The sequence below is a fragment of the Brevibacterium sp. 1718 genome (genome assembly GCF_051131255.1).
GTDB classification, from domain to species: domain Bacteria; phylum Actinomycetota; class Actinomycetes; order Actinomycetales; family Brevibacteriaceae; genus Brevibacterium; species Brevibacterium sediminis.
In genome coordinates this window covers 3,285,971-3,312,628 of record NZ_CP186550.1, presented here as the reverse complement: position 1 = coordinate 3,312,628, position 26,658 = coordinate 3,285,971, and the positions used below count along the sequence as shown (strand labels likewise).

Sequence of the window (26,658 nt, the reverse complement as noted above, 5' to 3'; positions counted from 1 at the left end):
GCTTGACCGATTCTCAGATTAACCCAGCGCCGCACCGGACAACAAGTGGCAGGTCGAAGAGAGTGAGAATCCGGAGGTGCCCGATCAGTCGGTGATCGTGCCCGGCAGCGCGCCGGTGCGGACGAACTCCTCGGCGACCTCTCGCAGCTTCGTGTTCGTCTTCGAACTCACCTTTGTGAGCAGCAGAAACGCCTCGTGCTCACTGATCTTGTGCCTTTCCATGAGAATGCCCTTGGCCTGGCCGATGAGATCCCGCGACGCCACTGCCTCGTAGAGCTGTCCCTGCTTCTGCGCGTTGGCCAGTGCCAGAGAGGCATGGGCGGCCACTCCGCTTCCGATGTCCTCCGATGTCTGGTCGAAGGCGCGGGGTGTATTCGAATAGAGATTGAGGGCGCCGAGGCTGTCGACCTCGACGAAGAGCTGGAAGGCGAGCATGCTCCTCACTCCCTCCGCGACCGCGCTGGAGGCGAACCGGGGCCAGGGGGTGGGGTCGGTGAGATCCGGGACCCGGACGATGCGATGCTCGCGGATGGAGTCGAAGCACGGTCCTTCGTGCAGCTCTGACTGCAGGGCGTCCAGTCGCTCGGGGACCAAGTCCGAGGGAGCTCGGGACCGGATGAGGTCATCGCGGCTGACGATTGAGAGCGACGCGTAATCGGCCCCGGGAATGATTCGCAGTGCTTCGTCCACAATTACCTTGAGGACGAGGTCATCGGGTTCGAGGACGAGTGAGCGTGCCCACTCGCCGATCTGCGCTGTCAGCTGATGCCGCTCGGACTCGGGATCGATCGGCGCGGGATCCGCAGCCGCATCGCTGGGTATTCCGACGTTGTCGTCGGTCGGTTCTGCCGAGGTCTCGTCCATCAGAGATGCCACTCCAATCGTGTCTCAGGTGTCGACCCTGGGATCGCTGTCTTCAGTATTCGTCCATGTCGGGATCTTCGTCAATGGCCTCCGACGGCCGTTTCTCGTCGCCTACCGCCGGACCTGGCGGCGAAGTGTCCCTTCACCGCAGAGTCGACTTCAGCTCCTCGACGCGTGCGGTGAGTCCGGCGATGTCGAGTCCCTGACTCTTCTCAATCAGTTCCCGAGTCTGTTCGGGGCAGAGGATGCCGGATGCGATGAGTCGGGAGACCGGTGTGTCCGGGCGATCGTATTCGCGTCGACGCTCTCCTGCAGGAGAGAGGCGCCAGCCCACCGGGTTCTTGACAGGCATGAAGTAATTGAGGCGGTCGGCCAGGGCCGACCACAGCTGGTTGACTCTCGCGACCGCGGCATCGATGTCGTGCGGCGTGCCGAGCGGGAGGTTGAGGCCGCTGAACGTCCGATCGGGTACGCGAGATCCTTGTCGGAGATCGCTCATGCAGTGGAATTCGATGAGGTTGTCCTCTGCCCACGCCTCGATGGCGCTGTCCGGGACCGCTGGCGGCAACAGGATTCCGGTGACGATGAAAGGCACCGCGCGCACCATCTGCGCGAGCATGTCGACCACTTGCGTGCCGGGGGCGAAGGTCCTCGTGTGCACCCACCCGATCTCCACGTCGGTGAATGTCACTGTGACGCAGTCCTCGTCGGTCGGTGTCGTGATCGTCAGCAGTTCGACGAGGAAGTAGCCGGGTTCGGGCTCGAGGAGCGAACGCATGCGCTGCCGCGGGAGGGAAGCACGCATCCCCGCCCCGGTGCCGGTCAGCCACGAATCGTCGTGGTCGCCGGCCTTGGCGCCGCGCAGGTACCGATCGATCGTCGCCGCGGAGATGTCGAGGAGTTCCCTTCGCACCGAGGGCGAATAGCCGTGCCGTCCCTCGCGGAGGTGACCGTGCCTCTCCAGGGAGTCGAGGCAGTCGGCCATCGCCGCCTCGAGGTACTTGCCGCAGGGGCGGCCGGAGGACTTCCACACGAGTTCGAGAGCCCGCTGGGCACGAGAGGAGAACTTCTTCGGCTTGAGACGACGGCGGTCGACGACAGCGTCGAGGGAGACCCCGGCTCTGATCTGGTGGAACTGGCTGCGCAGTTGGTGGCGCGCGTGATCGCGAGTCCACCCGGTCGCCTCCGTGAGCGTGTCGAGGATCGTGCCCTTGCCCTTGCGCGACGACGCCTCATAGGAGCGAGCATAGGTACGGGCCAGTTGGATGGGTGAAGTCATGATGTCATCCTCCGAATCGGATCGGGGAGCCACCGGGACTCCCGTTGTGCCAGAGACGCTATTGAGCGCGAAGTTTCTGTGGAAGGGTCTTTACAGATCCGCGGGTTTCGTCTAGGCGACCCGAGCGACCTCGGGAATCCTCAACCTCGGTCCTCGCAACGGCAAAGCGGGGGTTTGCATTGGGCACCGACGGGTCTTGTCGCTGTCAAGGCCGGGAGCATAACGTGATCCCATGGAGACCGCGCTCACGTCCACAGCATTCCCCTGCACTTCGGTGAGGAAGGAAGGATCACGATGATCGGACGCCTCAACACCACCGCTATGGACTGCCCGGTGCCGATCGATACGGCCCGGTTCTACCGCAGGCTGCTCGGCGGTAGCGTATCTCCGGACGAGGACGCCGACTGGGTCAACCTCTACGAGCCCTCGGGCCGGGAGATCCTCTCCTTCCAAAGGGCAGAGGACTATGTGGCCCCGACCTGGCCGGACAACTCCGTTCCGCTGCAGGTCCATATCGACATCCTCGTCTCCTCATATGAGGACGCCGAGCCCACGGTGTTCGACGCCGGCGGCAGGCTCCTCGACGATTCGGACGAGCACCCGACCTTCCGTGTCTACGCCGACCCGATCGGGCGTCCCTTCTGCCTCGTCCTCGAGTGACACCGCGACGCCACCCGAGCCAAGATTCGCTTACTTGGCAGATATTTAGCTAAGCTAACGAATATGACGCTGCGAAGCTCCACTCCGACCGATGAGCTCTACACGCGCACCGCCGAGGACGCGGCCAGGGCAGTGATCGCGAGCTATTCGACCTCCTTCGGGCTGGCCGTCAGACTGCTCGGCGTCAGGAACCGGCACCATATCCGCAACATCTATGCTTTGGTCCGCATCGCCGATGAGATCGTCGACGGTCTGGCCTCCGAAGCGGGGCTTGCGGCGGCCGAGCAGCGGGAGATGCTGGGCGGTTTCGCTTCGGCCACCCGTGCTGCGCTGCACACCGGCATCAGCGACAATCTCGTCATTCACGCCTTCGCAAGGACCGCTTGGGCTGCAGGCATCGGCGCCGAGCTCATCGACCCCTTCTTCGCCTCCATGGACGCCGACCTCGATCCCGCAGATCCCGGTGGCCCATCCGGGCCCGAGGTCGAGGGCGGTACGTCTCCGGTCCGCGGCTTCGACTCTCAGGCCCACGATGAGTACGTCTACGGGTCCGCTGAGGTCGTCGGGCTCATGTGCCTCAAGGTCTTCCTCATCGATCTCGACCGCACCCCCGCCGAGGTCGCACGGCTCGAGCACGGGGCACGGCAGCTGGGGGCAGCGTTCCAGAACGTCAACTTCCTGCGCGATCTGGCCGACGACGATCAGCGCCTCGGCCGCAGCTACCTCACCCCGGGGCACCGACTCACCGATGCCGAAAAGGCCGAGTGGGTGAACACGATCCGACAGCAGCTCGCCGCAGCCCAGCACGCCATCACGGAACTGCCGAAAGACGCGCGCACTGCGGTCCGCTGCGCCTGTGCGTTCTTCAGCGCCCTGACCGACAGGATCGCCGCGACCCCTGTCGCCGAGCTCTACCGGCAGCGAGTGCGGGTCCCGAACGCCGTCAAGGCCCGGCTGACCGCACACGCACTCATGACCGCAGCCCGCGAGGGACGGAAGTGAGCAGGCAACCCGGTGCCGGCGCTCCCGCCGGGGGTGGTCTGCGGACGGGGATCATCGGTGGGGGAGCCGCCGGGCTGGCCACGGCGATCCTCCTCGCCCGCGAAGGGCACTCGGTCGACCTGTTCGAGAAGAACTCCGAACTCGGCGGGCGCATCGGCGTGTTCGAGCGTGAGGGCTTCCGCTTCGACACCGGCCCGTCGTGGTACCTCATGCCCGAGGTCTTCGAACACTTCTTCGCTCTCGCCGGCACCTCCGCCGAGGCCGAACTCGACCTGCGCACGCTCGATCCCGGCTACACGGTATTCAGCCCACCGGGACCGGTCGATGAGAGCACGGGGGCCCTGGGGCGCACGCGAGAACTGACGATCCCGCAGGGCAGGTCCCGGGTGCGGACGACCTTCGAAAGTGTCGAGCGCGGCACGGGAGATGCCCTCGACGACTACCTCGTCTCGGCCGAGCACACAAAGGAGCTCGCGCTCGCCCACTTCCTCTACAATCCCTTCACCTCGCCACGGTCCCTGATCCATCGGGACATCCTCGGCGCGCTGCCGACACTGTTCCGGCAGTTGGGGACCTCTCTGACCGACTTCGCGAACGCATCGTTCCACGATCCGGTGCTGCGCCAGATCCTCCAATACCCCGCGATCTTCCTCGGCACCGACCCGCGACGGGCACCGGCGATCTACCACCTCATGAGCACCCTCGACCTCGACCAAGGTGTCAGTTACCCCATGGGCGGGTTCCATACGATCATCGACGCCCTCGTCCGGCTGGCCGAACGCTCCGGGGTGCGCCTGCACACAGGAGCCGATGTCACGCACATCGACACCGAGGCAGCACCCGGCCCCGGACGGACCGGACGTCGGGCAACCGGTCTGCGTTGGACCGATGGCGCTGGACGCACACGCACGCATTCCGCCGACGTCATCGTCTCCGCCGCCGACCTCCACCACACGGAGACGCAGCTGCTCGGCCCCGAGGACCAGAGCTTCCCGGAACGCTCCTGGTCGTCAGTGACGAGCGGCCCCGGGGCGGTGCTCGTCTTCCTCGGCATCGAGGGCGAGCTCGAGGAGTTGGCGCATCATTCGCTGTTCTTCACCGAGGACTGGGAGTCGAACTTCGACGCGATCTTCGGGTCCACGCAGAAGATCCCCTCACCGGCCTCGATCTATGCCTGCCGTCCCAGCGCCACCGATCCCACCGTCGCTCCGCCCGGGCACGAGAATCTCTTCCTCCTCATCCCCGTCCCCGCCGATGCAGGGCTCGGAGCCGGGGGAGACGACGGGACAGGAGATCCGCGGATCGAAGCGGCCGCCGATCGTGCGATCGACCAGGTCGCCCGATGGGCCGACATCCCCGACCTGCGCCGGCGCATCAGAGTGCGCAGGACGCTGGGACCGACGGACTTCGCCGAGGGATTCAACTCCTGGCTCGGCGGCATGCTCGGGCCCGCGCACACGCTGCGCCAGAGCGCGATGTTCCGCCGACAGAACTCTTCGAAAACAGTCGACGGGCTCTTCTTTGCCGGTGCCACGACGGCGCCCGGCGTCGGCGTGCCGATGTGCCTCATCAGCGCCGAGCTCGTCCTCAAACGCCTCCGCGGAGACTCCAGCCCGGGACCACTGCCGATCCCTGCACCGTGAGGGACTTGGGGTCGGCGGTCAGCGCCCGGTGCCTGCTCCTCGCCTGGGCCCCGTTGCCCCACTCCTGCGCAGTGCGCCGAGGAGACCCCGGCGGAGCAGACCGCGCCGAGGCGGCGACCAGATCTCGGTTCCCTCCACCCGCCAACCGGCGAGCAGTTCGTTCGCGGCCATGAATCCCGTCGTCGCCGCGCGTTCCATGAGCGCCACAGGTGCCTCACAGCGGATCGAATCCCCGGCGAGCACCAGTCCGGGAAACGCAGTTGTGACCCCGGGGCGGTCGTCGTGCGGCCGCGTGTCGGCCAGTGCGCAGTCATCGGCGATGAGCAGCTCCTGGGCGGTGATGGGGATGTCGGCCGTCTCGGGATAGACCTCGTGGAGGTCGGCCAGCAGTTGGCGCGTCACGGCTTCCCGGTCGACGTCTTCGGACTCGAGCATCCCTCGCGGGCTGCCTCGATGCGCGGTGCCGAGCGCATAGGCGTGGAGTTCGACGACGGAACCGCCGTGCTTGTGCCGCCATCTCTCGGCCCCGGCCTCGAAGCGCTCGAGGATCGAGATGTTGTCGAGCAGCGCATAGCCGGTCGTGCCGAGGAAGGCCGGGCGGCTCGGATCCACCTCGTCTTGCAGCCACAGTCTGAGCACCGCGAACGGCGGCGCATTCCGCTGCGAGGTGACACTGCTCAGCCACCGCTCTCGAGTCTCCGTGCCCGCGGCCGGTGAGCCGGCGGCCGTCGAATGGTCGAGAGCGTCGGCGTCGATCGAGTCCTCGAGTCCGGCCAGCAGCGTCCGAGTGCTTCGCGGATCAGCGGCGAGCACGAGCGCATCGCTCTCGAGCGTCCCGCTCGTCGTCTCGGCGCGCCACCTGCCCGCACTGTCCTGTGGGCGGAGCGCGGTGACCGCGGTGTCGGTCTCGATCCGCACCCCAGCCTCGGCGAGGTATTCGCTCAGGGGCGACCACAGCGCGGTGTCGTAGTCGTCGTCGGGGACGTCGAAGAGCAGCCCTTCGGCGGAGCCCGTGAAGTACGTGTGGAACATCGCGACGAGCTCCCCGGCGGAGAAGTCCGCAGGGTGAGCGAAGAAAGAGCGGGCGAAGACCTCGAGCGCGAGATGCCGCGCCCCGACCGGGAACCGCAGCCGGTCGAGGAACTGCTCGGCCGACTCTCCGTCGTAGCGTCGATAGGAGTCCGGGAAGTCGACGTCGATGAGTTCGAATGCCGTCGTCAGGTCGACGTCGGCCAGACCACGCAGCGGGAAGGACGGGCTGGTGAGCACGAATCCCGCGAGACTGAGCGGGGGAGTCCGGGGAATCCGGGCGAAGGAGTCGTGCAGACCGTCCCGACCCACGAGTGGATAGTCCGTGACCGGGACCAGACGGTCGAGGCCGGGATCGGCGCGTGCGAGCAGGCTGCGGAGATTGTAGTACTGGCGGAAGAAGGCATGGAATCCGCGGCTCATCGACCGGTCCCCGTCGAGGCTCCAGGCCCGGACCCGTCCACCGAGGCTGGATTCGGCCTCGACCAGGTGCACACTCACGCCGTGCTCGGCGAGGACCGCGGCCGCGGCCAGTCCGGCGATGCCGCCGCCGACGACGGTCACCCGCTTGGGCCGCAGCAGACGCGGACGCCCCGGGTGGGAGGGGTTGAGGATCGCGTGCCGGTCGCGGGGGCGTAGCTGGGAGGCGCGGCTGTTCATATGCTCTCCTCTCCGGTGGACGCAGCGTGCCTGTTCAGGCGCCACTGCCAGAGCATGAGGACGGCGGTGATCATGGCGAAGCCGAAGCCGAAGTCCTCGATCGGGATGTCCCACGGGAACCGGATGCTACTGAGCCCCTGCGGATTGTAGATGACGATGGGATCCGAAAGCTTCGTCAGCCAGCCGTCGACGAAGCACTGGAAGACCAGGCAGATGCTCAGCGCCGCCCAGTACTTCGCCCGGCGGAAGATGCCTGAGCGGAAGACGAACAGCTCGAGGCCGACGACGAGGATCATTCCGACGACGGTCATGATCGTGTACTCGGGCACGCTCATCGTTCGCCGCCTCCTTCGGATTCGGGCGGCCGGTCAGTGCGCTCGTGTGGCCGGGACTGGATTGCGGGCCGGGGTGGGCTGTCCTGCCGGGGCAGGCTTCCCGGCCGGGTGCGCTTGCGCACCGCCGTGAGCACCGTGCCGACCGCCTCATAGCTGAGCAGGGCGCACAAGGGGATGACGATGAAGAACACGAGCTCCTCGAGCGGCAGGTTGCCGAGGTGGATGCCGGTGACGAATCGCGGGTTGTACACCCAATGGTCACGGGCGATAGCGACGACGTCCCAGAGGCAGAAGATGACGATGACGGGCACGAGCGCCCACAGCACGGTTCTCCACCGACGGTACACCCGAGCCCGGAAGAACAGCTCCAGCGGCAGGGTGATGAGGACGCAGGCACCCATGAGGGCCAGATACTCGAAGGCGCTCACGGCAGTCTCCTCTCCGGGCCGGAGCACTCGTCGAAGGCCAGTTGGAGTCCGCGCAGCCGGTAGCCCGAGATGACGCTGTCCCAGCCGATCTCCGGCTCGGCGACCAGTCGCGGGCCGCGGTCGAGCAGGCGATGGACGAGCGCATCGGTCTCGAACAGCGCCAGCGACTGCCCCGGGCACTTGTGCGCACCGTCGCTGAAGCTCATGCCGACCGCCGGGACGGCTTCTGCGGTGTGCCGCACGGGGCACAGGGAATGCGGCTCGGGTCCCATCGCCTCTTCATCGGTGTTCGTCGCGCGGACGCAGACGTCGATGAGGTCCCCGGCAGGGATCGTCACGGTGCGATCCGGCGCTGTGACCTCGATGTCGGCCTGCGCGCGTCGAAAGAGGTGGCCGACGACCGGTTCGAGGCGGATGATCTCCTCGAGGATCTCCAACCGGCGAGGCCGGTCGGCCGCGAGGTACTCCGCCCCGAGCTCGTCATCGGAGAGCAGATGCCAGCACGCCATGGTGATGAATTCGCGGGTGGTGACCATCCCGGCCGTGCCGTAGGTGACGCACTCGACGAGGATGTCCGGCGTGCTGTATCCGGCCCCGATGAGATGGGACAGGACGTCATCGCGCTGCCTGCGGCGCCGGGCCCGAAGGGCCGGTCGGACGTCGGCGAGGTAGAACCGGACGATCGGGACGAGGCCGTTGACCGCGGCCTGCAGCCACTGCTTCCGGGTCCGCCCCCAACCGGGGGCGGCGAGGTTGACCGGCGGCTGGGTGAAGAATCCCTCGAGCCGCCGCGACATGCCCGTGATGGAGGATTCGGTCAGTCCCACGACTTCGGAGGTCACGGCCACGGAGAAGTGCAGAGCCACCTCGTCGAGGCGGCACCGGCCGGTTTCGGCAACCCGGCCGACCGTGTCCTGCGCGAGAGCATCGATGCGCTCGCCGTACCTGTCGGCGATCACAGCGGGGGCGAAGAAGCGGGCGAGCTCTCGGCGCTGCGAGTCATGGGACTCCCCGTCGGAGATGAGGATCGGGTGGCGGCGGAAGACGCCGCGAGGAATCCGCTCTGCGGTGAATCCGGCTTGAGTCGTGAGGTGTCGGGCCCGCAGCACCTGGCGGGCGGCGTCGAAGGAGCGGATGCGCCAGAGGTCGGGACCGTGTTCGAGGGGCACCTGCTCGACCGGGGGACCGGCCGGCTCGTCGCCGGGTGCCGCCAGCCGGCTCGGACGGTGCCGATCGGCCCCGCTCATGCGCACCTCAGACTGCAGGCGGAGGTGAGGTCCGCGAGTCTGCCGGCAAGCGCCTGCGGCAGCTCCGCCTCGGCGATGAGCCCGGCGATGGTCTCGCAGTGCTCGGCGATCATCGATTCGACGTATGCCCTCGCCCCGGACTCCTCGATGGCCTGCCGCAGCCGGAGGCCGCCCTCGGCGTCGAGGCCCCGATCGCCGAAGAGATGGGCGACCTGGGACCAGGCCGAATGGGTTCGGGCCGTGTTGATGAGCAGGGTCTCCTTGCCTTCTCGGAGGTCGCTGAGTACGGACTTGCCGGTCTCGTGCTCATCGCCGAAGAGCCCGAGAACATCGTCCCTGAGCTGATAGACGATGCCGATGCGGCGGCCGATGGCGCGCAGCCGCTCGACCAGGCTGTCGTCGCTTCCGGCGAGGACCGCGGCGATGGACAGCGGGGCTTCGAATGAGTAGGCGGCGGTCTTGCGTCCGATCATCGTGAGCACGTCACCGGAGTCGGCCTCGTCGAGGTGGAGGCTCAGCCACACGTCGGACTGTTCTCCAGCGACGCTCTCGGCGATCGTCTCATCGTAGATGTCGAGGATCGCGAGTCTGCGCGGCGCCTCGAGGTCGAGGCGCGCCAGGAGGGACTGGGCCTCGTTGAGCATGAGGTCACCGGCGAGCAGGGACGAGGAGACCCCCCACGTCTGCGCTGCGGCGCTCGTGGCGCCGAGGAGCATGGCCTCGGAGGAGAACTGACCGGTGATGTTCATCTCTCCTCGCCGGACGGTGTCGTTGTCGATGACATCATCGTGGATGATCAGGCCTATGTGCAGCAGCTGCATCGCGCCGGCGGCGTCCGTCGCGGCCTGCGTTGCCGTGCCTCCCAGGCCCTCATGGGCAGCGATGAGCAGGCGGGGCCTGATCATCTTTCCGCCCAACGCCATCCTCGACAGCGCTTCCCAGAGCTGTTCGTACTGCTGAGTTCGGACTCGAGAGCGTCGCCGAGCAGCGGCGAGGACTTCGACGAGGCGGGATTCGACGGTCAGGACGCTCTCCAATTTCTTTAGCCAGGCGAGAGTTCAATCTAACACGTCAGCGGTATGCTGTCAGCGTGCCGTCCGCAGACTCGAAGGCAGCTGGGCTGACCTACTTCTCGAATGAATCGGAGTTCTCCGATCGCTCGGCCCTGTCCGAATCCGAGATCGCGGAGTGCACCGCGCTGATGGAGGCCCTGCGGCAGTGGCACGAGGCCGAACGCGACCTCGCCGAGGCGTCGCGGCGGTATATGCAGCTCAACGACAGCGATATGCGCACCATCCGCCTGCTCATCCGCGCGCAGCGCCAGGGGCTCATCGTCACTCCCAAGGGCATCGCTGCTGCCGTCGGGATCTCCAGCGCCTCGACGACGAAGCTCGTCGATCGCCTCGTCGCCGGTGGGCACCTGATCCGGGTTCCCCACCCCCACGACAGGCGCACCACCAGCGTCGAGGTGACAGAGGAGACCGCGCAGGCAGCGCATGAGTCGGTGGGTCGCCAGCATGCCCGTCGCTTCGACGTGATCGCGGCCCTGAACAGCCGGGAGCGCCAGACCGTGCTGCGGTTCCTCTCTGCCATGACCGAAGCCGATCGTCCGCAGGGCCTACTGGCCGACGACGCGGACGGCCGACCGGGAGAGCACCGGGCCTAAGGGCAAATGCGGCGCTCCTCTCGCTTCGGGTCCCACCGCTTCGACGATCATCCCTGGAGCCGACGATCAGGGGGTGGGCTGGCCGCCGTTGACGTTGAGGGTCTCACCGATCACGTAGCTCGACTCCGACGAGGTGAGGAAGACATACGCAGGTGCGAGCTCTGTCGGCTGCCCTGCCCGTCCCAGCGGAGTGTTCTTGCCGAAGTGCGGCAGCGCCTCCTTCGGCTGGCCGTCCGAGACCTGCAGCGGGGTCCAGATCGGCCCCGGTGCCACGGAATTCACTCGGATGCCCTTCGGAGCCAGCTGAGTGGCCAGCCCCTTCGTGAAGTTGTTGATCGCCGCTTTCGTCGACGCATAGTCGATGAGGTGGGCGGACGGCGAATACGCCTGCACGGAGGTGCTGTTGACAATCGTCGATCCGGGCTCGAGATGCTCGAGCGCGGCCTGGGAGACCCGGAACATCGCGTGGATGTTCGTCCGGAACGTGTCCTCCCACTGCTCGTCCGTGAGGTCGGCGATGTCTTCGACGGCGATCTGTCGGCCGGCATTGTTGACCACCGCATCGAGCCCGCCCAGTTCCTCTGCCGCCCGGCGGACCACTTCGCGGCAGTACTCGGGATCGGACAGGTCTCCCGGCAGCGGCACGGCCTTGCGACCGGCCTGGCGGATGACTTCGCAGACGTGCTGGGCATCCTCCTCCTCAGCGGGCAGATAGGACAGAGCGACATCGGCTCCCTCACGGGCGAAGGCGATCGCGACGGCGGATCCGATGCCGGAGTCCGAGCCGGTGATCAGCGCCCTGCGGCCGCGGAGCCTGCCTGTGCCGGTGTAGCTGTCCTCACCGCGATCCGTGCCGGGGATGAGTTCCGCGTCGAGGCCCGGTTCGGGCTGATCCTGCTTCGGCGGTGAGATGTCGGGGAATCGTCGGACGGGATCCTGGAAGGTCAGCTGGTCGCTCATCGGCTTCCTCCTTTGTCATCGGTGGCCTCTTGGTTTCCTGCCTCACGTGCGCAGTGCGAGCAGCAGAACACGGATTCGCCGTCATGGACTCCGTGGCCGAGGATGCGGCATCCGCAGTGTTCGCAGGTGGGTGCGGTCTTGTGAATCGCGCATTCGAAGCTGTCGAACGTCCACGAGTCGTTTCCGAATGACAGGGTGAATGTCTGTTCGTAGTCGTTTCCGCAGGTGTCACAGACGGACATGGGAATCTCCTTGCTGGTGGGTGAGTCATCGGCACCGCTGCCGGGGCGGCTGTGCCTCCACGGCGGGGGCGGCCTCAGCTCGGCCGGCGCGTCTCGGCGCTGATGAACCAGGCCTGCTGCTCGAGTTGGGCGATGTACTCGTGGAACAGATCGGCGGTCGTCGGATCGGCGGAGTCGACCTCGTCGTGGCAGCCGCGCATGCTCGCGACCGTCGTCTCGATCGCGCCCACGACGTGGTCGATCGCATCGTGGGTGGTGATCTCTCCGGTCGGGAACGTCGCCAGATCGGTCTGCGCAGCGATGACCGCGGGCCGTCCGTCGGGCGAACCGTGCATCGCCCTCATCCGTTCGGCGAGGGCGTCGCTGCCGCTGCGGGCCACTGTCGTCACCTCGTCGAGGTTGAGATGGAGATCTCGGAAGTTCGTGCCCACGATGTTCCAGTGCGCCTGTTTGGCGACCAGGCTGAGAGCGATGAAGTCGACGAGGACGTTCTGCAGGTTCTTCGTCAGCGACTCGGGTGCGACGAATCCCCTCTCGGCGTTCTCCCTCCGCGTGTCTTCGGATCCGTGCGGTTCGGGAACGGTGACTGTGTCTGTCATGGTGCTCCGATCTCTGTTTGTGCGTTTGTCGGGACAGCGGGACGGAGATCCTCACGGTAGTCTCGGTGTTCGGCCGCCGGAAGTTCTCTCCATGCCGCTTCGTTTTCGCCGCTTCGGGTCGGTGTCAGGAGTTCTGCTTCGTCTTGCGCTTGCTCTCCTTCTCGAGTGCGTCGACGAGTTCTTTCTTCGTCATCGACGAACGTCCCGAGATCTTCAGCTTCTTCGCCTGCTCGTAGAGGTGCTCCTTCGAGGAATTCGCGTCGACTCCGCCAGCGGTCTTGCGAGCGGTGTTCTTGCCACCGGAGCTCTGAGCGTCCGACGGGCCGGAGGAGTCCTTCGCCTCCCACTTGTCGCCGACCTTCTCAAAGCTGTGTTTGAGCGCGTCGTAGGCGACCTGGTGAGCGCGCTTCTCGTCTCCGTATTGGTCGATGGCCGAGTCGTAGGCCTTCGCGAAGGTCCGCTGCGCCTTCTGGCTCGACTTCTCCAGCGTCGAGGGCAGCTCGCTCTCCTTCGGCTTTCCTGTCTTCGTCGTCTTCGGCATGGTGTGAACTTCTCCTATCGTGTCGTTCATGGCCAGAGGTTTCTGCAAGGTTGACTGAGGCTGCACTTCATCCGGTGCGTTTCTTCGGGGCCGAGTTCTTCGCCGTCGACTTCTTCGGTTTCCCGCCCGACTTCGTCGACGAGGTCTTCTTCGCACCCGACTTCTTGCCCGACGTCCCCTTCTTCGACGAGCGGGAACTGTCCACGGATTTGCGCAGCGCCTCCATGAGGTCGATGACATCGCCTCCGGTGTCCTCCTCGGAGTCTTCCTCGTCGAAGGTCTCCTCGACATCAAGGCTCTCGCCGGATTCGATCTTCGCGTCGATGAGTCTGCGCAACTCGACCTGGTAGTCGTCGCTGAACTCCTCGGGGGTGAAGTCCTCGGAGTACGATTCGACGAGCTTCTCCGACATCTCGAGCTCCTTGTCCGAGATCTTCGCCTTCGAGTTCACGCCCTTAAAGTCGACGTCGCGGATCTCATCGGCCCAGCGCAGGGTCTGGATCATAAGGACCTTTCCGCACACCCGGAGCACGGCCAGCCGCGTCCGGGTGCGCAGAGTGAGCTTGACGATCGCGGTCCGCTCGGTGTCCTCGAGGGTCTGACGCAACAGGAGGTAGGCCTTCGGCGTCTTCGACGTCGGCTCGAGGAAGTAGGCCTTCTCGAGCATGATGGGGTCGATCTCGTCGCTGGGCACGAATTGCAGGACGTCGATGTCGTCGTTGTCCTCCGCCGGAAGAGCCTCGAAGTCCTCACTGGTGAGGACCACGCGGTGCTCGCCGTCGTCGAAAGCCTTATCGATGTCGTCGTACTCGACGGTCTTCCCGCATTCCTCGCAGCGATGCTGATTGCGGATCCGCCCTCCGTCCTTCTTGTGGACCTGGTGCATTCGCACGTCGTGGTTCTCCGTGGCCGAGTACAGCTTCACGGGCACATTCACGAGGCCGAAGGCGATGGATCCGGTCCAGATAGCTCTCATGCCCCCATTGAAACGCAGGTTTCGAGCACTGGCTAGCCCCCTCAGGCCGACCCGGGAAATGAAGGGAGCAGGCACCAGCCCCGCGCATCGCAGGGGGTAGACGGCTGTCCTCCCGTACCTGAGGATGAGTGAATGGGTTCAGAAGCGAAGGTTGTCGGACTGATGGCCGATCCTGGTGTGCCGCAGAAGATCGCTCAGTCGGTCGCAGGGTCTCTGAAACGAGAATTGGCCGATCGTATCGAGGACATCGAGTGGCACGTCGAAGTCAGCACCGAATCGTTCTCACTCACCCCCGACGGCGATATCCCCTTCATGGACAGAGCCGAAGATCTGCGAAGCCGGTACGAATGGGACTACATCGTCTACCTGACCGAACTGCCCCGCCACCATGACACTCAGCCGATGCTGTGCGAAGTCAGCACCGCCAATCGGGCTCTGCTGGTCTCGGTTCCGGCATTGGGCGCTCATCGTCTTCTGGCACAGACACGGAATCTGGTGGTCGCGCTCATCTTCTCGACGCAGGAGGAGACGGGACAGAGCTCGTTGGAGGACTCCGTGCGATCGATCGCGAAACTCAGAAGTGCGCGTGGGGACCGCGGTGACCCCGGTCTGGGACGGGATGACACCGCATACATCGTGATGCCCGGATGGCTCAACCGGCTGCGGCTGCTGACGGGAATGGTGCGCAGCAACCGGCCCGGGCGGATGCTGCCCGCGCTGACCACCTCCATCGCCGCGGCGGCGGCCGTGGGCACATTCGGTGTCTTCTACAGTTCGATGTGGACATTGGCCGATTCCCTGCATCTGGCGCGTCTGCTCCTGATCGGTCTGCTCGTCATCGCGGCGCTGACCTTCTGGCTGATCTTCCGCAATCGCCTCTGGACCAAGCGGCGCGATGCGGTGTACGCATGGCAGGGCGGGCTGGACAACACCACCACGGTCATCATGGTGGGTACCAGCGTGGCCCTGATGTTCCTGGTCCTGTTCGCCTTCTTGTTCGCACTGGGTCTGGTCGTCGTCGATGATGGTCAGCTCGGTTCCGAACTCATGCATTCCGTGAGCTTCTTCAACTATCCGAGGCTTGCGTGGTTGGCGGCTTGTCTGGGCACATTGGCCGGAGCACTCGGCTCCAACTTCGACAGCGACGATGAGATTCGGCGAGCAACGTACAGCAAGCGCGAAAGCGAACGCCGCGAACGACGCGACACTGTCGACGAGGCAGAGGCCTGAGTTCTTCGGGCTCAGACCCGCGCGTACGTTCCCAGGGCGTCGGGGTCAGTCGGATTCCCGTGCGCTGCGCGCCGAGGCGACATCGTCGACGATGACGACGATATGGCGCAGGCTCGTGATGAGTGAGCCGTAGATCGGCCACGTGGTCTCCGGAAGCGACCGATCCTGGGAGATATCGGTCGACAGCTGTTGGAGACGGTCGAAGATCGGTTCGACCTCGGCATCGGGATCGGCGATGGACCGTCCGGCATCGGCGACGATCGACGCCCACTCATCGCGGAACCAGGTGTTCCATTCTCGTTCGGATGAGGAGGCCTCACGGAGAGTGCGGGCGAGGTTCCGCAGGTGGGAGATGCCTTCGTCGGCTCTGAACAGGATGTTCTCGTAGCTTTCCTTCTCTGCGGAGTCGGCTGTGTCTGCCTGGCGTCGCAGTCTCCTGGCCCGGATCGCTGTGCGGGGATTGATGCGTCGGCTTTCACGGGCGAATCGCACGGTCTGCCACGCCGATTCGAGCTCTCGGCTCATGGCCTCAGTCCGCTCGAACCACTCCTGGGCGGCATCCGAGTCCCAGGAGCGAGAGAACTGGTCCGACATGTCTGTGAGCACTTCGCCCATCTGCCGGTTGACGCTGTCGATATAGCGAGCCGCCTGTCGGTCCCGCAGAGGCGGGACCATGAGGAGATTGACTGCGAGGCCGACTGCCACCCCGAGGGCGAGTTCGAGGAGACGGTCGACGAGCAGGGGCTGCTGGGAGTCGAATCCCGAGCCGAGGATGAAGATCGCCGTCGTCGCGATCGCCACTCCTTCGTCGCGGATCCACGACAGGCGGGCACCGGCCAGACCGACGAACATCGCCAGAGCGAAAGTCCAGAGACCGACACCGAGGTAGTTGCCGATGAGGAAGGACACGCCCACGCCGATCGTTGACGCGATCGTCGTCTGCACCCCTCGAGAGAACGACCGGTAGACGGTGGCGTGGACCGTCAGCAGCGCCGTCCACGGAGCAAGGAACGGCATCTGACTGTCAAGCACGGCGTCAGAGACCCACCAGGCGCCGGTGGCGGCGATCACGCCCTTGGCGATCTGCAGCAGGTCGGTGACGAACTCCGGCCGCCGGAGATATCCCTCCTGTGAGCGATCATGGGGCATGGCTGGCTCCTCGCCTCGAAGTCCGGTCAGAACAGTTCAGCTTCGGCAACAGTGTACGGGGGTGGTTCGCACGCTCTTCCATCGGATTCGCTTGCCGGGAGTGTCGTTCCCGGTTCCACCTGCTGAGGCACCGTCGCCGTCCTGCCAGGTCAGCGCAGCGGTGTTAGATTGGCGATTCGAAGGCGAACCGGTTGCCGGTAAGCAGCTTTCGCAGTCACCGAATGAAGGAGTACTACCCATGGCAGTCATTCTCTGGATCCTCGCAGCGATCCTCGTCATCTCAGGAATCTTCGCCATCTTCAGGAAGCAGATTCTCTGGGGAGTCGTACTCATCGTCGTCGGTTGCCTCGTCGGGCCCGGGGGAGTGAGCATCTTCGGCTGAGACAGGCGGAGAGGACGGACAAGATAGAGTGAGCGGATGTCTCCTCTGAGAAATCCTGCCCTCCGCCAAGCCGACAGTCTGCGGCGAATCGTGCCCTGGGTGGTCGCCGGCCTCGTCAGTGCGGTGCCGGCGACCGTCGCCGTCTCGATGGCTGTCGACCTCGTCCAGAAACGAGGGCGGAAGTCGCGCCCCGCGCCACGACCGGGAACGTTCAGTTCGACGGTCGAACAGTCACAACTCGACATCTACACCGATGGCGCCACTCTCTACGAGGACATGCTCGATGCGATCGGCTCTGCACGTGAGTCGATCCTCATGGAGACGTTCATCTGGAAGAACGACGAGGTGGGGCAGCGATTCATCAACGCGTTCAACGCCGCCTCTGCCCGCGGTGTGGAGATCCATCTCATCTACGACGGCTTCGCCAACCTGTCGGTGCCCATCTCCTTCTACCGTCAGCTGTCCGAACAGATCCGTGTGCTGCGCCTGCCGACGGTGGCGCGGAGGTTCTGGCGGGGCCCGTTGCGCCACTCTGGTTTCAACCATTCGAAGATCCTCGTCATCGATGACGATGTGGCCTTCGTCGGCGGGTTCAACATCGGCTCTCTCTACGCCCGGCACTGGCGCGATACCCATCTGCGATCGGTCGGTCCCGGGACCTGGGGCCTGCGACAGACCATCGCGGAAGTGTGGAACGAATTCCACGACACCGGCGAACAGATCGCCTGGGTTCCGCCTGCCGCTTGGGAGTCGAAGCTGCGGGTCTCGGCGAACCTCCCGATCCACCTCGTCTATCCGATTCGCAGCATGTATCTCAACGCCTTCGCCCGTGCGCGGAAGCGGATCTGGCTGACGACACCCTATTTCATTCCCGACCAGCAGCTGCTGCGCTCTCTCGTCGAGGCGGCGGAGCGCGGCGTGGACGTGCGGGTCATGGTTCCGCGGGAGTCCAACCACATCCTCGGTGATTGGCTCTCCCGCGGATTCTTCGAGCAGATGATCAACTCGAAGGTCACGGTTCTGCTCTACACCGCGAGCATGATCCATTCGAAGGTCGCCACTGTCGACGGCGAATGGTCGACGGTGGGTACGGCGAACATCGACCGGCTGTCGTTGACCTTCAACTACGAGACGAATGTCGAAGTCATCGACCGTGCATTCGCCGCCGAGATGGAGAAGGTTTTCGACTGTGACTCCATGCACTGTGTCGAACTCGGTTCGGAGTGGCTCAACCGCCACCGGCTGACCAAACTCGCCGAACGCGCTCTCGTGCCGATGCGCCCCTGGCTGTGACGCGGGCTTTCCGCGCTCTTCCCTCCTGCCCTCGCGCGCGGTCCCATCCCGATCATTTTCGGGATAGCGTGGACGAGAGGACCTGCCAGCAGAGAGGGCAGATGCATGGACGCATCAGGAGCATTCACCGTCGAGACGTTCACCCCGATCGATCTTCCGCGCGAGGAGACGCCGACGACGGCCACCCCGGTCGGCCTCGCGCGGATGGAGAAGCATTTCACTGGCGAAGTCAGCGGGCACTCGACGACGCTGTTCACCTACGCGGTGGATCATTCGACCGACGTCGGCGGCTATGTCGCCATGGAGTCGTTCGCAGGGAACCTGCACGAACGCACGGGCACCTTCAACTTCACTCATTCCGCGACGACATCCGGTGAGGACAGGGACAACGAATCGTTCGTCATCATCCCGTCGAGCGGCACCGGAGATCTGGCCGGGATCACTGGGACCGGTGGGCTGAGGAACGAAGCCGACGGCACCCATCGTGTCTGGCTGACGTACGAACTGCCGGAATAGTCCGTTCGCGTCAAGGCTCTGTCGCTGACGTTCCCGACGGTATAGTCTCGGTCCATGCTCGATGTCCTTCCCGCTGCCGTGACGCGGCTCTTCGATTCGCAGGAGCCGCAGGACGTCGCCGTCGCGACGATCATCGCGACCGAAGGGTCAGTGCCGCGCCCAGCCGGCACATCGATGCTCGTGGATACCGCCGGCGGAATCGTCGGATCGCTCACCGGAGGATGCGTCGAAGGAGCCGTGCTCGAGGCGTGCCGGGAGGCGCTCGCCACCGGGGACTCCTCGGTACAGAGGTTCGGCTACAGCGATGACGATGCCTTCGCCGTCGGACTGATGTGCGGTGGCCGCATCGACGTGCTCATCCAGCCCTTCCGCTCAGGCTGTCCCGGTCTGCGATCGGACAGTGGACCGACAGCCGTGGTGATGCGCCTGCCTTCCGCCGATGACGACTGTGCCCCAGCGGCAGCTGTCTCGGCCAGCGCTGTGGATGAGAGCACGGGGCCGAGCTTCGAATCCTTGGCTGTCAGACTCGGTCCTCTGGTACCCGAAGACGTGGTCGAGACCGCCGCGCAGCGCGTCGGGGCCTTTATCCGCAGCGGCCGCACCGGCAGCATCCGCCTTGCGCCCCCGGAAGGCGGGAGCGAGCCGATCGAGCTCTTCGTCGAGACCCGCATCGAGCCGGCCCATCTGCTGGTCGTCGGAGCCAACGCCTTCAGTCTCGCGCTCGTCGAAGCGGCCAGACCCTTGGGACTGCGCATCACAGTGTGCGACCCCCGTCCGTCCTTCGCCGACCAGACATCGTTTCCCGGCGCCGAGGTGGTTCGGGCCTGGCCGCACCGATTCCTCACCGAAGCGGCCGCCACCGGTGAGTTCGACACCCGGAGCATGATCTGCGTCCTCAGCCACGACCCGAAGGTCGACATCCCCACCCTGTCCGTCGCACTCGACCTCGACGTGGCCTACGTCGGGGCGATGGGCTCGCGGCGCAGCGACCGCGACCGCCGCGCCGCGCTGCGCGAAGCGGGAGTGGCGAGCCCAGCACTGGCACGGTTGCATTCGCCGATCGGTCTCCATCTGGAGACGTTCACCCCCGCCGAGGTGGCTGTGTCGATCCTCGCAGAGATCCTCGCTGTACGCGGTGGCCGCCGACAGGTCGTTCCCCTCAGCGCCGAACGGGAAGATTCGCCTCTTCACTGAGGCGAAACGAGTCGCCAGTCGCTGGCAGCATCTTCGCATTCGACTTCGATATGTCAGTCATAGCATTCTGTTGTTCCTCGTGGTGCCTGCCCCTGGCGTGCGATAGGACCTCACCTTCAGAACTACAACTCATGACGAGCGCTGGGAAGCATTCATATGCGATGATCGCTCAGTCGTGGGCGATGGCGGACTGTGGCCGTCTTGCCGATAAGTGCACGAGCGAGTGCTCGAGCGTGCCAGGGCCAGACAATCAACAGTTTCTCCAAGAAGCTGACGAACATGTTCTCCTCGTTTCTCATCTCAACCGAACATGGTCTGGCCCCGGGGGATAGCCCGGGGCCAGAAGGGGAAGCCGTGGACGGGCCCGCATCACTTCGTCGTCATTGTGACGTCACTGCCGCGCATCTTGCGTCGAGCACACTGGTAGAAAGACTTGCGGACGCGACCACACGGCTGTGTAGCTCATCCTGTGTGCGGAAACGTCTCACCTCCTTTCATCGAAGATGTCAGCGCCGTTTGAACCGGGGAGGAGAGCGCTGACAAGCGAGGACTCGGTAGGCGATAACCTGGGCTGCTGAGAGACCGGGAGACCGGAACAGCAGCCACGGTGAGGAGTGCCTGAAGGCCCGGCACTCGCAATGGCTCAAAGCCCACGGTCCATCATCTGTATGGTGACTCGTGTCGAGGTCGCGCAGTTCGCGGTCGCTGAGGATGATCGCCCAGAACGCAGCATCGATACCCAGCTGGACGTCTGGTGCACACGTCTGCATGGGAACACCCCACCAGTTGTAATTAGGCGCTGATGGCTGCCGGTTCAGCAGAGCCTGAGTTGATGGCGATCTTGCGGGGTTTCGCTGATTCCGCGACCGGGATGCTGAGTGTGAGCACACCGGCGTCGTAGTTCGCCGTGATGTTGCTGGTGTCGAGGTTGTCGCCGAGGACGAGTTGTCGGCTGAAGGTCCCGCGGGGCCGCTCTGCCGCGACCGAAGACTCCCCGTGGTCGGGCGCAGGCCGTTCAGCTTTGACGGTGACGACGTTGTTCTCGACGTCGAGGTCGATGTTGTCAGGATCAATTCCTGGCAGGTCGAGTTCGACGCGGAAAGTATCGCCGTCGCGCCAAGCGTCCATCGGCATCATCACGGGGCGAGCCGTTGTGCCGGTGGCTCCGAAGATTTCTCTGCTCAGGCGTTCGACTTCGCGGAATGGGTCAGTGCGCATCATGATCATTGGTGAAACCTCCTTTGCTGGATGGCGGATTCGTGCAGATGATATGATCTACATCATCTGATAGACATATGATTTAGTCGATCAGAATGCGAATGTCAACACTGTTTCAGGAGGAATTTTGGGACATGGGGAGACGGCGACTTCAGAGTCTGGTGGGCGCTTGTTCTCGATTTCGCGTGTTGCGGAGTTGACCGGTGTCGGGGTGCAGTCATTGCGGCAGTACGAGGCTCGCGGCCTCGTGACGCCTATGCGAAGTGACGGCGGGACGCGGCGGTTCAGTCGCGAGGATATTGCTCGTCTGCGGCGTGTGCGGGAGCTGGTTGACGTGGGCGCGAATCTCGCTAGCATCGGAATCATTCTCGATCTCCAGGATGAGAACACCTCGCTTCGGTACGAATTGAGGAGGATGCAATGATGGCAGACAGTGTCCGCCCCGGCGTCGAAGTGCCCGGGCCGGATTGGAACGAACAGCTCGTCGACGCCGCAACGCATATCGACGACGGTTACGAAGAGGCTGAGCCTCACTGGGGAGCAATCCGCGAAGCGGATGTGGGCGATGTTGCCGATCAATCCATCGTTGTAGAGGTTGATGACGAAGACGGGTGAGAAGCCGCGCTGATCTGATGGCGGCATATCGGGCTATAGGGGGAAGCTGCTGTGCTTCTTCCATCGGCCTTGCCGGCGTTCGAATGCGAACCGTTCCGCCCGCAACCGCCTCACCCGCTCCACAACGTCCGGGGCGTAACCGTATGCGGCGTCCGTATCCACGATCCCCTCGAGCACGATGGCGTACCTCTCTGCTGGAAGTTCGATTCGCTGGCACAACTCGTGTCGCCCCGCCGCAGTAGACGCAGTCTTCTCGAAATCGAGGATCAACCGATCATGCTCGGACAGTTCGTGCACAGTGCCGGGGACCATGGAGACCATTGTGACACAGCAGAATTCGACCCAGCGTATGTCGCTGCTCACTCTGTCTTGGTCACCTCGATTCAGGGGGACCGCTCGCCGGCCAGTCCGAAGCAGTTGTCCGCGGTTGCGCTGGCGATAAAGCTTCAGACAGCGAAGCCGACGTGTAGGACTACCCCATAGTGATTACGCTCACTAGACTTCGGAACCAGAACAATCTTCTACACAACTCGCTGGTCGAGTAGCGGAGGACTTTATGCCCACCACCTCATCCCAGGCTCTTCAAGTGCTGGTCGTAGCCGACCCAGGTCTGCCCAGCAGGCGAGCGGCTTCCATCCACTCCTCGTTAGAGCGCTCTCTGCGTGAGGCGTATGGGGTCACAACGACGCTGTACACTCGCACCGACACGGTCTATCTGACACCCGAGCGCGAGCTGGCTCTAGACGCAGTCGAAGATCTCCGCGCTGATTACCCCGACGTCAACATCATCCTCATCCTCACAGAGATCCCCCGGCACACCCAGGGCGACCCTCTGATCGCCGAAGTCTACTCGGACCGCAACCTTGCGGTCATCTCATGCCCCACACTCGGCGCGTGGGCCACCAAGCGCCGCATCATCAAAGTCATGATGAGCTCGGTGAACAAGTTGGTTCCGTGGGACCCCGAAGCCACGACGCGCAAATTTCTGCTCGGATGGTCGAACTGGTCGAACAACGAAGACTCCAGCCATCAGTCCCTGCATGCCCACACCATCACCGGAGGCCCACGGCTGATTATGGGGATGACGATTGCCAACGAACCTTGGCGCACGGCTCCGAAACTCTCAGGAGCCCTCGCGGCAGCCTCGGCAACCGGAGCTTTCGGCATCTTCTACAGTTCGATCTGGCAGATGTCGACCTACCTGTCCACCCTCCGGCTGCTCTCAATCGGCGCGCTCGCCATCCTAATGATGGTCGCCTGGTTGATCGTCAGTCACAGACTTTGGGATCGACCGGTCAACGAACGTCTGGCCACGGTGGTCATGTACTACAACCTCTCCACCGTCCTCACACTGCTGATCACTGTGATCGCTCTCTACGCGACACTGGTCGTCCTCATTCTCCTGGGCGGCCTCGTCGTTATCGATCCGGAATTTATGACCCAACAGATTCAACAAGACGCGTCGTTCACCAACTACCTCGATATCGCATGGCTCAGCGCAGCCATGGGTGTAGTCGCCGGCGGCCTCGGTGCCAGCTTCGACACTGATGCCGACGTGCAGCAGCTGACTCATGGCCAGCGGATGCGGCAGCGAGTCTATACAGACAACAGCACAGATGCCGACGACACGGTAGAGAGCAGTTGACTGAGATCCGCCAAGCATCCGAGTTCCGATAAGATGTTCTGCCTGAAGGACGTGAAATGGAAACCCTGTTCGACTCAACCTCGTCTCGGATCATCGCCACACCGTTCGAACCGTGGTGGGAAACTCCAGACTTCAGGGATGATCTCACCGAGGTCGTCACGAGCAGTGCGTCCGCTGTCGACAAGATCACCGCCCTTGCCCGTCTTCTGCAGCTCACAGGGTGCTCACCTCAGATCGATCAATGGGAAAGGCTGCTTCAACTGGCTGCTATCGACATCGGCGTCGCTCGTATGCTCGAACCCCACGTCGACGCTCTGGGCATCCTTGCCGAGGCCGGACACGAAACACCTGTCCCCGATTCGGCCTGGGGCGTGTACGCGGCTGACCTGCCCACACATCGCGTGAACGTGGTCGATGCCGGTGCGGAGAACCTCCTCACCGGCACGAAAGCGTGGTGCTCTTTAGCCGCGGAACTCACCGACGCGATCGTCATCGCCAGCGGCAGCGACGGGAACCGAGCCTACGCGGTGAATCTTCGGCACCCTCGTGTACGACCGCAGACAGGTGCTTGGCCGAGTCTGGGTCTCAGAGAAATCCCGAGCGGCTCAGTCGTCTTCGACCGAGCACCGGCGACGAGTGTCGGCCCCCCGAATTGGTACCTTGACCGGCCCTCTTTCGCTTGGGGTGGGATTCGCGTGGCAGCCTGCTGGTTCGGTGGAGCATTGGGACTGGCCCGGCGTGCAGCCCAAACCCACCTGAACAGGGCTGGGCGCTCGCCGATGGGAGAGATGCAGCTCGGGCAGCTTGATGCTGAGATCTTCGCGGTCCGCACCATGTTGGCGCAAACTGCTGCTGCAGCGGATGGGGATGAGGAGTTCTCGCGAGAACACGCGTGGAGACTGGCTCTGAGAGTTCGCAACAACATATACCGCAGTGCCCAACGGATCCAGCTTCTGAGCCGGGAGCTGGCCGGTCCCGCGGTTCTGACGAGTGATGCGGCATTTGCCAAAGCTGACGCTGATCTCACCGTCTACCTCAGTCAGCATCACGGGCCTCGGGACGAAGCTGCTTTGGGCGAGAATATCTGTGCAGAGCCAGATGTCGATGAGGTTTAGCCACCAAGACCGCAGCACCAGAGAAGATGCCTGGGTGCAGGCGGGTGCCCTTGATCTTCCGGCGGTTCCGGAGAGCACAATCGCCACAGGCGGAACCATCGTCGTCCTTGCCGCACACCCAGACGATGAAGCGCTGGGAGCCGCTGCGCTGCTCGCACGTGCCGATGAGTGGAGCTGCCAGCTGAAAGTCCTACTCTTCAGCGCAGGAGAGAAATCGCACCCTGAGTCGCCGACGTATACCGGCGATCAGCTCAAAAGCATCCGTCTGGAGGAGTTCGATCGTGCGCTGAGCACCTTCGACAAGGCGCACTCCAGTCGTTTTCTCGATCTGCCCGACGGTCAGCTGCCCGAATATTCAAGCCAGATCAGAGACGTGATCCGACAGGAGATCGCACGATCACATGGGCCGGTGACACTCGTTGCGCCTTATAGCCGGGATGGGCACTGTGACCACGAGGCGGTGGGCGCCGCGGCGCTGGACATCGGGCGATCACATCATGCCGTAGTGCTCGAATATCCCATCTGGTTCTGGCACTGGGCTGCTCCCACGGACCCTCGGTGGCAGGCATGGCAGGTCTTAGCCGACCCACAAGGTCTCGATCGAAATGCTCTGCTCGCGTGTTACCCGTCGCAGACAGAAGCGCTGTCGGATCACCACGGGGACGAAGCGATCCTCACCAGCGCCCATTTGGAACACTTCATCCGGAGCCACGATACCTTCGTGATCACGGATTTCAGATCCGATGAGGCATCGGCCGGCTATGGTCAGGAGGGAATAGGCAGACCGATCAATGATGCGTCCACTGCGTCGGCGGTGTTCGATGATGTGCACAGAGAACGCAGTGATCCGTGGACGGTATGGGACTCCGAATACGAAATCGCCAAACGCGAGACCCTTGTGTCCCACCTCCCGTCGACCTCGTTTTCCCACATTCTCGAGATCGGTTGTTCAGTCGGCGCTTTGACCCGAGAGCTTGCCGCTTGCAGCGTCAGAGTGACAGCTGTTGATGCCAGCTGCGAGGCGCTGAAAACAGCGAAACATCTGCAGACGACCACTGCAACGGAAATAGCCTTCCTGCATGCCACCGTCCCGTACGAATGGCCCGAAGGGCATTTCGACTGCGTCGTCCTCTCGGAGACCGGCTTCTATCTGACATGTGCACAGCTGCAACGAACGTTGGAACGCATTGATGAATCAACCCCATCACGCTTTGTGCTCGTTCTCTGTCATTGGAAGGGTGACATCGAAGATTGGCCTTTGACCGCCGATGAAGTCCATGACGCGTGCCTGGACTACTGGCCCCGACTGCGGACCGATTTTCGCTCCGAGGCCGAGTATCGTCTCGATATCGTGACGGTGGACAAAACTGACGATTTCCTCCCTGCGGAAGCCGTTGAGTGATCACGCACTTGGGCATTGTCATCCCGGCTCACAATGAACAAGACGAGATCCTCGGCTGTCTCGACTCGGTGGCCCAAGCGTGTGCTCAGGTCCCTGACGGGCTCGCGCCATTGTCCACTCGAATCCTCGTCGTGGCCGACGCCTGTACCGACGAAACGGTGAGCCGCGTCGCAGACTTCGCCGAACAGCATCCACAAGTCACGATACTTGAGACGTCGTTCAAGAACGCGGGCGGTGCCCGGAATTTCGCCTGGAATCACTTCAAACAGATGGTTGAAGCTGATCGTGATGTCAACTTCGACCTGACATGGATTGCGTTCACCGATGCGGACAGCAGAGTTCCCACCCACTGGCTGACGACGCATCTTGCCTTGGCGGAAGCCGGAAACGACTGCCTGGTCGGCACGGTGTCGCCTCGACCTGATACCGGGTCGGCAGCGCTGATCGCGAAATGGCACTCTCACCACACGTTACTTGAGGACCATCCCCACGTGTTCGGCGCGAACTTGGGCATTCGAGGCTCGTATCTCAACATCATCGGCGGCATGCCTCAGCTGCCACTCGGCGAAGATGCCGCAACCGTTGCTGCAGTGCTCGCCGCGGGGGGAAACGTGAGACGCACCGATACCTGCCGGGTTCTCACCTCGGCCCGTCTGGAGGGACGCGCGGAGGGAGGCTTCAGCAGCTTTATGCAGAGACTTCGATGAGACCCGACTCTGCTCACAGCACTTCAGGCCGCCTCCGGCCGAGTTGCTCCCGACAACCCAG

Annotated in this window: 30 protein-coding genes; 15 read left to right on the top strand and 15 right to left on the bottom strand. The window is 64.1% G+C overall.

Annotated elements, in window-relative coordinates; all coding sequences use genetic code 11:
* Positions 1-84 precede the first annotated feature (84 nt).
* Positions 85-876: a GAF and ANTAR domain-containing protein gene (locus tag ACOZ9V_RS14875; protein WP_434591267.1), complete on the bottom strand. Its 792-nt coding sequence runs from the start codon at positions 874-876 to the stop codon at positions 85-87.
* A gap of 130 nt (positions 877-1,006) precedes the next feature.
* Positions 1,007-2,143 carry a hypothetical protein gene (locus ACOZ9V_RS14870; protein ID WP_376905803.1) on the bottom strand — a complete coding sequence of 379 codons (1,137 nt, stop codon included), beginning with the start codon at positions 2,141-2,143 and terminating at the stop codon, positions 1,007-1,009.
* Positions 2,144-2,437: 294 nt separating this feature from the next.
* On the opposite strand from ACOZ9V_RS14870, the gene ACOZ9V_RS14865 reads away from it, so the two are divergent.
* From ACOZ9V_RS14865 to crtI, 3 genes are all read left to right on the top strand, one after another.
* Positions 2,438-2,803: a VOC family protein gene (locus ACOZ9V_RS14865; protein WP_139908828.1), complete on the top strand. Its 366-nt coding sequence runs from the start codon at positions 2,438-2,440 to the stop codon at positions 2,801-2,803.
* 63 nt (positions 2,804-2,866) lie between these two features.
* Positions 2,867-3,805, top strand: coding sequence for a phytoene/squalene synthase family protein (locus ACOZ9V_RS14860; RefSeq protein ID WP_376905802.1), 939 nt, complete (start codon positions 2,867-2,869; stop codon positions 3,803-3,805).
* On the top strand, positions 3,802-5,448 hold the full coding sequence (crtI, locus tag ACOZ9V_RS14855) for a phytoene desaturase family protein (protein ID WP_376905801.1): 1,647 nt from the start codon (positions 3,802-3,804) through the stop codon (positions 5,446-5,448). The genes ACOZ9V_RS14860 and crtI overlap by 4 nt, the downstream gene beginning before the upstream one ends.
* 18 nt (positions 5,449-5,466) lie before the next feature.
* Here crtI and ACOZ9V_RS14850 read toward each other — a convergent pair whose 3' ends face one another.
* Genes ACOZ9V_RS14850 through ACOZ9V_RS14830 form a run of 5 tightly spaced genes read right to left on the bottom strand, consistent with a single transcriptional unit; the run spans position 5,467 to position 10,184 of the window.
* A complete protein-coding gene (locus ACOZ9V_RS14850; RefSeq protein WP_434591261.1) occupies positions 5,467-7,137 on the bottom strand; it encodes an FAD-dependent oxidoreductase in 1,671 nt (556 codons plus the stop codon).
* Positions 7,134-7,472, bottom strand: a complete 339-nt coding sequence (locus ACOZ9V_RS14845; protein ID WP_434591258.1) for a lycopene cyclase domain-containing protein — start codon at positions 7,470-7,472, stop codon at positions 7,134-7,136. The genes ACOZ9V_RS14850 and ACOZ9V_RS14845 overlap by 4 nt, the downstream gene beginning before the upstream one ends.
* The gene (locus tag ACOZ9V_RS14840) at positions 7,469-7,900 is read right to left on the bottom strand and encodes a lycopene cyclase domain-containing protein (protein ID WP_434591255.1); all 432 of its coding nucleotides are present in this window, start codon (positions 7,898-7,900) and stop codon (positions 7,469-7,471) included. Before ACOZ9V_RS14840 ends, ACOZ9V_RS14845 begins: the two co-directional genes overlap by 4 nt.
* Complete coding sequence (locus ACOZ9V_RS14835) at positions 7,897-9,147, bottom strand: cytochrome P450 (protein WP_434591252.1); 1,251 nt, start codon at positions 9,145-9,147, stop codon at positions 7,897-7,899. Before ACOZ9V_RS14835 ends, ACOZ9V_RS14840 begins: the two co-directional genes overlap by 4 nt.
* Complete coding sequence (locus ACOZ9V_RS14830) at positions 9,144-10,184, bottom strand: polyprenyl synthetase family protein (protein ID WP_434591249.1); 1,041 nt, start codon at positions 10,182-10,184, stop codon at positions 9,144-9,146. The genes ACOZ9V_RS14835 and ACOZ9V_RS14830 overlap by 4 nt, the downstream gene beginning before the upstream one ends.
* A gap of 53 nt (positions 10,185-10,237) precedes the next feature.
* Here ACOZ9V_RS14830 and ACOZ9V_RS14825 point away from each other — a divergent pair, with 53 nt between their 5' ends.
* Complete coding sequence (locus ACOZ9V_RS14825) at positions 10,238-10,813, top strand: MarR family winged helix-turn-helix transcriptional regulator (RefSeq protein WP_434591246.1); 576 nt, start codon at positions 10,238-10,240, stop codon at positions 10,811-10,813.
* A 66-nt stretch (positions 10,814-10,879) separates the two neighbouring features.
* Here the strand turns inward: ACOZ9V_RS14825 and ACOZ9V_RS14820 are convergent, their stop codons facing one another.
* From ACOZ9V_RS14820 to ACOZ9V_RS14800, 5 genes are all read right to left on the bottom strand, one after another.
* A complete protein-coding gene (locus ACOZ9V_RS14820; RefSeq protein WP_139908821.1) occupies positions 10,880-11,773 on the bottom strand; it encodes an SDR family oxidoreductase in 894 nt (297 codons plus the stop codon).
* A complete protein-coding gene (locus ACOZ9V_RS14815) occupies positions 11,770-12,015 on the bottom strand; it encodes a hypothetical protein (protein WP_434591243.1) in 246 nt (81 codons plus the stop codon). The genes ACOZ9V_RS14820 and ACOZ9V_RS14815 overlap by 4 nt, the downstream gene beginning before the upstream one ends.
* A gap of 74 nt (positions 12,016-12,089) precedes the next feature.
* Positions 12,090-12,614, bottom strand: a complete 525-nt coding sequence (locus ACOZ9V_RS14810; RefSeq protein WP_434591240.1) for a Dps family protein — start codon at positions 12,612-12,614, stop codon at positions 12,090-12,092.
* A 124-nt stretch (positions 12,615-12,738) separates the two neighbouring features.
* Entirely contained in the window at positions 12,739-13,155 is a 417-nt protein-coding gene (locus ACOZ9V_RS14805) for a ChaB family protein (RefSeq protein ID WP_434595412.1), read from the bottom strand.
* A 67-nt stretch (positions 13,156-13,222) separates the two neighbouring features.
* On the bottom strand, positions 13,223-14,131 hold the full coding sequence (locus ACOZ9V_RS14800; protein ID WP_434591237.1) for a Ku protein: 909 nt from the start codon (positions 14,129-14,131) through the stop codon (positions 13,223-13,225).
* Between the two features lie 132 nt (positions 14,132-14,263).
* On the opposite strand from ACOZ9V_RS14800, the gene ACOZ9V_RS14795 reads away from it, so the two are divergent.
* The gene (locus ACOZ9V_RS14795) at positions 14,264-15,361 is read left to right on the top strand and encodes a hypothetical protein (RefSeq protein ID WP_434591234.1); all 1,098 of its coding nucleotides are present in this window, start codon (positions 14,264-14,266) and stop codon (positions 15,359-15,361) included.
* A gap of 45 nt (positions 15,362-15,406) precedes the next feature.
* Here ACOZ9V_RS14795 and ACOZ9V_RS14790 read toward each other — a convergent pair whose 3' ends face one another.
* Positions 15,407-16,510 (bottom strand): FUSC family protein, encoded by a 1,104-nt coding sequence (locus ACOZ9V_RS14790; RefSeq protein WP_434591231.1) that lies wholly within the window; start codon positions 16,508-16,510, stop codon positions 15,407-15,409.
* Between the two features lie 238 nt (positions 16,511-16,748).
* On the opposite strand from ACOZ9V_RS14790, the gene ACOZ9V_RS14785 reads away from it, so the two are divergent.
* The 4 genes from ACOZ9V_RS14785 (at position 16,749) to ACOZ9V_RS14770 (ending at position 19,895) form a co-directional block, all read left to right on the top strand.
* Positions 16,749-16,892 carry a GPGG-motif small membrane protein gene (locus ACOZ9V_RS14785; protein WP_162835617.1) on the top strand — a complete coding sequence of 48 codons (144 nt, stop codon included), beginning with the start codon at positions 16,749-16,751 and terminating at the stop codon, positions 16,890-16,892.
* 36 nt (positions 16,893-16,928) lie between these two features.
* Complete coding sequence (locus ACOZ9V_RS14780; RefSeq protein WP_434591227.1) at positions 16,929-18,185, top strand: phospholipase D-like domain-containing protein; 1,257 nt, start codon at positions 16,929-16,931, stop codon at positions 18,183-18,185.
* Positions 18,186-18,290: 105 nt separating this feature from the next.
* Positions 18,291-18,701, top strand: a complete 411-nt coding sequence (locus ACOZ9V_RS14775) for a DUF3224 domain-containing protein (RefSeq protein ID WP_039206908.1) — start codon at positions 18,291-18,293, stop codon at positions 18,699-18,701.
* 54 nt (positions 18,702-18,755) lie between these two features.
* Positions 18,756-19,895, top strand: coding sequence for an XdhC family protein (locus ACOZ9V_RS14770; protein ID WP_434591223.1), 1,140 nt, complete (start codon positions 18,756-18,758; stop codon positions 19,893-19,895).
* Positions 19,896-20,687: 792 nt separating this feature from the next.
* Here ACOZ9V_RS14770 and ACOZ9V_RS14765 read toward each other — a convergent pair.
* Positions 20,688-21,119 (bottom strand): Hsp20/alpha crystallin family protein, encoded by a 432-nt coding sequence (locus ACOZ9V_RS14765; RefSeq protein WP_062239447.1) that lies wholly within the window; start codon positions 21,117-21,119, stop codon positions 20,688-20,690.
* Positions 21,120-21,240: 121 nt separating this feature from the next.
* On the opposite strand from ACOZ9V_RS14765, the gene ACOZ9V_RS14760 reads away from it, so the two are divergent.
* Both ACOZ9V_RS14760 and ACOZ9V_RS14755 read left to right on the top strand, forming a co-directional pair.
* Positions 21,241-21,537, top strand: a complete 297-nt coding sequence (locus ACOZ9V_RS14760) for a MerR family transcriptional regulator (RefSeq protein ID WP_434591220.1) — start codon at positions 21,241-21,243, stop codon at positions 21,535-21,537.
* The gene (locus ACOZ9V_RS14755) at positions 21,534-21,728 is read left to right on the top strand and encodes a hypothetical protein (RefSeq protein WP_098731641.1); all 195 of its coding nucleotides are present in this window, start codon (positions 21,534-21,536) and stop codon (positions 21,726-21,728) included. The genes ACOZ9V_RS14760 and ACOZ9V_RS14755 overlap by 4 nt, the downstream gene beginning before the upstream one ends.
* Before the next feature lie 33 nt (positions 21,729-21,761).
* Here the strand turns inward: ACOZ9V_RS14755 and ACOZ9V_RS14750 are convergent, their stop codons facing one another.
* Positions 21,762-22,040: a DUF3263 domain-containing protein gene (locus ACOZ9V_RS14750; protein ID WP_039207045.1), complete on the bottom strand. Its 279-nt coding sequence runs from the start codon at positions 22,038-22,040 to the stop codon at positions 21,762-21,764.
* A gap of 244 nt (positions 22,041-22,284) precedes the next feature.
* On the opposite strand from ACOZ9V_RS14750, the gene ACOZ9V_RS14745 reads away from it, so the two are divergent.
* From ACOZ9V_RS14745 to ACOZ9V_RS14730, 4 genes are read left to right on the top strand one after another with little or no spacing between them, the layout of a single operon-like run.
* Entirely contained in the window at positions 22,285-23,373 is a 1,089-nt protein-coding gene (locus ACOZ9V_RS14745) for a hypothetical protein (protein ID WP_434591217.1), read from the top strand.
* 56 nt (positions 23,374-23,429) lie between these two features.
* The gene (locus ACOZ9V_RS14740) at positions 23,430-24,488 is read left to right on the top strand and encodes a hypothetical protein (protein ID WP_434591214.1); all 1,059 of its coding nucleotides are present in this window, start codon (positions 23,430-23,432) and stop codon (positions 24,486-24,488) included.
* Positions 24,460-25,890, top strand: a complete 1,431-nt coding sequence (locus ACOZ9V_RS14735) for a PIG-L family deacetylase (RefSeq protein WP_434591212.1) — start codon at positions 24,460-24,462, stop codon at positions 25,888-25,890. The genes ACOZ9V_RS14740 and ACOZ9V_RS14735 overlap by 29 nt, the downstream gene beginning before the upstream one ends.
* Complete coding sequence (locus ACOZ9V_RS14730; RefSeq protein ID WP_434591209.1) at positions 25,887-26,597, top strand: glycosyltransferase; 711 nt, start codon at positions 25,887-25,889, stop codon at positions 26,595-26,597. The genes ACOZ9V_RS14735 and ACOZ9V_RS14730 overlap by 4 nt, the downstream gene beginning before the upstream one ends.
* Positions 26,598-26,658 lie beyond the last annotated feature (61 nt).

Bases quoted from the DNA above. Each gene is read 5' to 3' on its own strand.
- ACOZ9V_RS14755 (WP_098731641.1), top strand. From the start codon at position 21,534: ATGATGGCAGACAGTGTCCGCCCCGGCGTCGAAGTGCCCGGGCCGGAT.
- ACOZ9V_RS14805 (WP_434595412.1), bottom strand. From the start codon at position 13,155: ATGCCGAAGACGACGAAGACAGGAAAGCCGAAGGAGAGCGAGCTGCCC.
- ACOZ9V_RS14845 (WP_434591258.1), bottom strand. From the start codon at position 7,472: ATGAGCGTGCCCGAGTACACGATCATGACCGTCGTCGGAATGATCCTC.
- ACOZ9V_RS14835 (WP_434591252.1), bottom strand. From the start codon at position 9,147: ATGAGCGGGGCCGATCGGCACCGTCCGAGCCGGCTGGCGGCACCCGGC.
- ACOZ9V_RS14810 (WP_434591240.1), bottom strand. From the start codon at position 12,614: ATGACAGACACAGTCACCGTTCCCGAACCGCACGGATCCGAAGACACG.
- ACOZ9V_RS14745 (WP_434591217.1), top strand. From the start codon at position 22,285: ATGCCCACCACCTCATCCCAGGCTCTTCAAGTGCTGGTCGTAGCCGAC.
- ACOZ9V_RS14790 (WP_434591231.1), bottom strand. From the start codon at position 16,510: ATGCCCCATGATCGCTCACAGGAGGGATATCTCCGGCGGCCGGAGTTC.
- ACOZ9V_RS14815 (WP_434591243.1), bottom strand. From the start codon at position 12,015: ATGTCCGTCTGTGACACCTGCGGAAACGACTACGAACAGACATTCACC.
- ACOZ9V_RS14785 (WP_162835617.1), top strand. From the start codon at position 16,749: ATGGCAGTCATTCTCTGGATCCTCGCAGCGATCCTCGTCATCTCAGGA.
- ACOZ9V_RS14750 (WP_039207045.1), bottom strand. From the start codon at position 22,040: ATGGTCCCCGGCACTGTGCACGAACTGTCCGAGCATGATCGGTTGATC.
- ACOZ9V_RS14870 (WP_376905803.1), bottom strand. From the start codon at position 2,143: ATGACTTCACCCATCCAACTGGCCCGTACCTATGCTCGCTCCTATGAG.
- ACOZ9V_RS14740 (WP_434591214.1), top strand. From the start codon at position 23,430: ATGGAAACCCTGTTCGACTCAACCTCGTCTCGGATCATCGCCACACCG.
- ACOZ9V_RS14775 (WP_039206908.1), top strand. From the start codon at position 18,291: ATGGACGCATCAGGAGCATTCACCGTCGAGACGTTCACCCCGATCGAT.
- ACOZ9V_RS14770 (WP_434591223.1), top strand. From the start codon at position 18,756: ATGCTCGATGTCCTTCCCGCTGCCGTGACGCGGCTCTTCGATTCGCAG.
- ACOZ9V_RS14850 (WP_434591261.1), bottom strand. From the start codon at position 7,137: ATGAACAGCCGCGCCTCCCAGCTACGCCCCCGCGACCGGCACGCGATC.
- ACOZ9V_RS14860 (WP_376905802.1), top strand. From the start codon at position 2,867: ATGACGCTGCGAAGCTCCACTCCGACCGATGAGCTCTACACGCGCACC.
- ACOZ9V_RS14800 (WP_434591237.1), bottom strand. From the start codon at position 14,131: ATGAGAGCTATCTGGACCGGATCCATCGCCTTCGGCCTCGTGAATGTG.
- ACOZ9V_RS14780 (WP_434591227.1), top strand. From the start codon at position 16,929: ATGTCTCCTCTGAGAAATCCTGCCCTCCGCCAAGCCGACAGTCTGCGG.
- ACOZ9V_RS14795 (WP_434591234.1), top strand. From the start codon at position 14,264: ATGGGTTCAGAAGCGAAGGTTGTCGGACTGATGGCCGATCCTGGTGTG.
- ACOZ9V_RS14865 (WP_139908828.1), top strand. From the start codon at position 2,438: ATGATCGGACGCCTCAACACCACCGCTATGGACTGCCCGGTGCCGATC.
- ACOZ9V_RS14820 (WP_139908821.1), bottom strand. From the start codon at position 11,773: ATGAGCGACCAGCTGACCTTCCAGGATCCCGTCCGACGATTCCCCGAC.